Raw genomic sequence first — 3,493 nt, forward strand, 5'->3', positions numbered from 1 at the left:
CGCCGCCGCGCAAAACGCACCACGGTCACGCCGGCTTGGGCCTGGCGGGTCGAGGGCATCACCAGCACGCAGTCGTCGTAGGGCGTGGTCACCGGCTCGCCCTCGTTCCAGCCGATCACGGTGCCGGCACGCGCAATGATTTCCAGACCCTGAAAAGGCTCGGTAAAGCGGAACTGGTCGCTGCGGGCCACCACCGGACCGGTGACGTCAAGCACCCACTGGCGCGGCGCGTCGGCTTGCCGCCAGCCTGGCAGGGCCTGCTGCAGCGCCTGCGCCTGCAACGCACCGGAGGCCTGCAAAAAGCGCACGCAGATGTCCTGGGCCACGGTGCGGCTTCCAAGGTCGCCATGAAAGCCGCATTCAATCAGCAGGGAACGGGTTCCGTTGTCGCGGCCATCTGCGCACAGCTCCCCAAAACGGCCGAAATCGCGCATGCGCACGCCGTCCTTGTGGCCGGGGTCCACCACGATGTGTTCCGGGGTGCGCAGTTCGCGCGCCAGTGCCAGGTTGCGCGCCTGCATGCCGGTCAGCAGCAAGGGCGCGGCGCGCTCATGCATGCTGTGCAGATCCAGCAGCCAGTCGGCCCGGGCGACAAATGGCTGCAGCGCCAGGGCACGCCGGCGCTCCTGCGTGCCGCCGGCCGCGATGCGCTCGGGCGCCCATTGGCGGTTCAGGTCCTCATCGACGAAGCGGGAAGCGTCGTGGTGGTCGGCGTCAAACCGGTCAAATGCGGCGAGGTTGCCAAACGCCAGCGTCAGGCGGCCGCGCTCGGGCCGCACGCCGGCCTCCAGCAGCCCCTTGAGCGCCCAGGCGCCGCAGAGTTCGTTGCCATGGATCAGCGCGGTGATCAGCACCTCGCGGCCGGGCTGGCCCGAGTCAAACTGCCAGACGCCCTCGACCCCGGTGTTGCCGGCGCGCCAGGCGGTGATGTCGGGCTTGGGCAAATGAAATGGAAGCGTGGCGTTCATTCCTTGATCTTCGCGAAGTCAACAATGCGTTTGTATTTGGCGGTTTCCTGGGCCAGGAACTTCGGCATGTCCACATTGAGCGGCGATACCGTGGAGCCCGAGTCTTCAAGCTTCTTGCGCAGCGCAGGCGTCTGCAAGGACTCGTTCAGGGCTTTTTTCAGCTTGGCCACCACCGGCTCAGGCAGGCCGGCCGGGCCCATCAGCGCAAACCAGATGTTGATGTCGATGCCCTTGAGCTTGGGCGTTTCGGCCAGCGCAGGAATGTCGGGGGTCATGGGCGAACGCCGGGCTTCGGTGGTGCCCAGCGCAACCACCTTGCCGCTGCGGATGTGCGGCAGGCCACTGGACAGCACGAACACGCCGAATTCAATGTTGTTGCCGAGCAGGTCATTGGCCAAGGGCGCCACGCCGCGGTAGGGAATGTGGGTCATGAACAGACCGCCCTGGTCCTTCACCATTTCCCCGGCCAGATGCAGGGCGGTGCCGACGCCCGAACTGCCAAAGCTGTATTTTCCGGGGTTCTGCCTGGCCAGGGTCATGAACTGCTCGACCGTCTTGACGCCTGACTTTTGCGACGCCACCAGCACCATGGGCTGGGTTGCAATCAGGCCGATGGGGGTGAAGTCCTTGACGTCGTATTTGACCGAAGCAGACACCAGGCGGGAAATGGCGATCTCGTTGCTGGCGCCGACCAGCAGGGTGTAGCCGTCTGGTGCGGCGTTGACCACCTTTTGGGCGCCAATGGCACCGCCGGCCCCGCCCACGTTCTCGATGATGACCGGAACGCCCAGTTTCCTGGACAGCTCGGCACCCAGGGTGCGGCCACTCAGGTCGGTGCTGCCGCCCGCCGGGTAGCCCACCACGATGGTGATCGGCTTGCTGGGGTAGCTGTCGGGCTGGGCCAGTACGCTGCCGCAGGCCAGCAGGGACAACGAGGTCAGGGCACCGCACAATGCGGCACGGCGGGAAGCAGACGGGAATTTCATGGTTTTTTTCCAAAAAGCGTGGAGGGGTCATCGCGGAAACATGGACAGGTCCGTCTGGATCCGGGCGGCCCTAAGCGCAGGCAGCGCGGGTTCTAAAAGGAAATGAATTCTTTCATTGTCATCAGCGCGGTTTAAACGCTTGTGCTGCTTTGGCACGGGTTGTGGCCGTTTTGGCACGCGCTCAGCGCTGTTCCATCACCTGCCACAAACGCTCGGCCAGCGGATGGAGGCGGCGCTTGGCGCGGTAGGCCCGCATTTCGAAGCGCACCTCCAGCGGCGCATCGCCCAGCACCTGCAACTGGCCGGCCTTGCAGGCACCCGACACCATAGACCAGGGCAGCCACGCCACGCCCAGGCCCTTGAGGGCATATTCGTAGACGGCATCGGCCGAGTCGCATTCCATCACCCGCCGCAAGTGCGGGGCATGCGGGTTGTTGGCCAGATGGTCCCGCACCAGCCGGCCCAGCGCCAGCGTGCCAGCATAGGCCAGGTAGGGCGTGGCATCGCTGCCGCCAAACTGGTGCTGGCCCTGCCCCTGGGCAGAAGCCCGGGTGACCGGCACCAGCTTGTCCTGCGCCAGCGTGGTGTGCGTGTATTGCCGCGCGCTGAGCTGCACCGCCAGCAGCGGGTGGTGGTAGATCACCATGAAGTCGGCTTCACCGCGCTCCAGCAGCTGCGAGGTCTCGGTCAGGGAGCGGGTCAGGATGCGCAACTCGCCGTTGGCCAGCAGCGGCTTGAAGCGCAGCATCAGGTCGGCCACCAGGGTGCGGGCCAGCGTGCGCCCGGTGGCCAGCGTGGCGGTGTTTTCCTGGCGGCCGGCGGCGCTCAGCAGCTCATGGTGCGCCGACTTCAGGTTGCCCACCATTTGCTGCGCGTTGTCCAGCAGGCTGGCGCCTGCGGCGGTCAGCGCCAGCGGCGCGCTGCCCCGTTCAATCAGCGGGGTGCCGGCCCAGGCCTCCAGCGCCTTGATGCGGCGACCAAACGCCGGGTGCGTGACATGGCGCAGTTCGGCGGCGCGGCTGAAGCTGCCGGTGTGCGCCAGCGCCACAAAATCTTCCAGCCACTTGAGTTGCATCGCCGGTTTTCAGCCAGTAGGCGACCAGGGTCAGGTCAGGGCCGTGCGGCCTGCAGCAGGTCGCGCGTTCGGGTGGCCTCGCGCCGCGCCGCTTCGGCAAAGTCGTCGCCCGACGAGGCGTACAAAATAGCGCGCGACGAGTTCACGATGATGGGCGCGTCCGGCCGCCAGCCGGCGCGCACCGTGGCCACGGCGTCGCCGCCCTGCGCACCAACGCCCGGGATCAGCAGCGGCAGCGTGGGCGCCACCGCGCGCACGCGCTCGATCTCGGCCGGGTAGGTCGCGCCCACCACCAGCCCGAGCTGGCCGTTCAGGTTCCACGGACCCTGTGCCAGGCGGGCTACATGCTCGTACAGCAGCGGCTGGCCTTCAATCGACGCCAGGCGCTGGTTTTGCAGGTCGTCGCCGCCCGGGTTGGAGGTGCGGCACAGCAAAAAAGCGCCCTTGCCGTGGTACTTGAGGTA

At 66.9% G+C, this 3,493-nt stretch carries 4 protein-coding genes; all 4 read right to left on the minus strand.

Features of this window, described 5'->3' with window-relative positions:
• On the minus strand, positions 1-968 hold a 968-nt coding region (locus tag IV091_RS15780; protein ID WP_293470206.1), incomplete at its 3' end, for a succinylglutamate desuccinylase/aspartoacylase family protein.
• Complete coding sequence (locus tag IV091_RS15785; protein WP_293470207.1) at positions 965-1,954, minus strand: tripartite tricarboxylate transporter substrate binding protein; 990 nt, start codon at positions 1,952-1,954, stop codon at positions 965-967. The genes IV091_RS15780 and IV091_RS15785, both read right to left, overlap by 4 nt.
• Before the next feature lie 181 nt (positions 1,955-2,135).
• Positions 2,136-3,029 carry a LysR family transcriptional regulator gene (locus IV091_RS15790; protein WP_293470208.1) on the minus strand — a complete coding sequence of 298 codons (894 nt, stop codon included), beginning with the start codon at positions 3,027-3,029 and terminating at the stop codon, positions 2,136-2,138.
• A 35-nt stretch (positions 3,030-3,064) separates the two neighbouring features.
• The coding region (locus IV091_RS15795; protein ID WP_293470209.1) for an orotidine 5'-phosphate decarboxylase / HUMPS family protein at positions 3,065-3,493 on the minus strand (429 nt) is incomplete at its 5' end.

The organism is Polaromonas sp., from assembly GCF_018780625.1.
Lineage (GTDB): Bacteria > Pseudomonadota > Gammaproteobacteria > Burkholderiales > Burkholderiaceae_C > Polaromonas.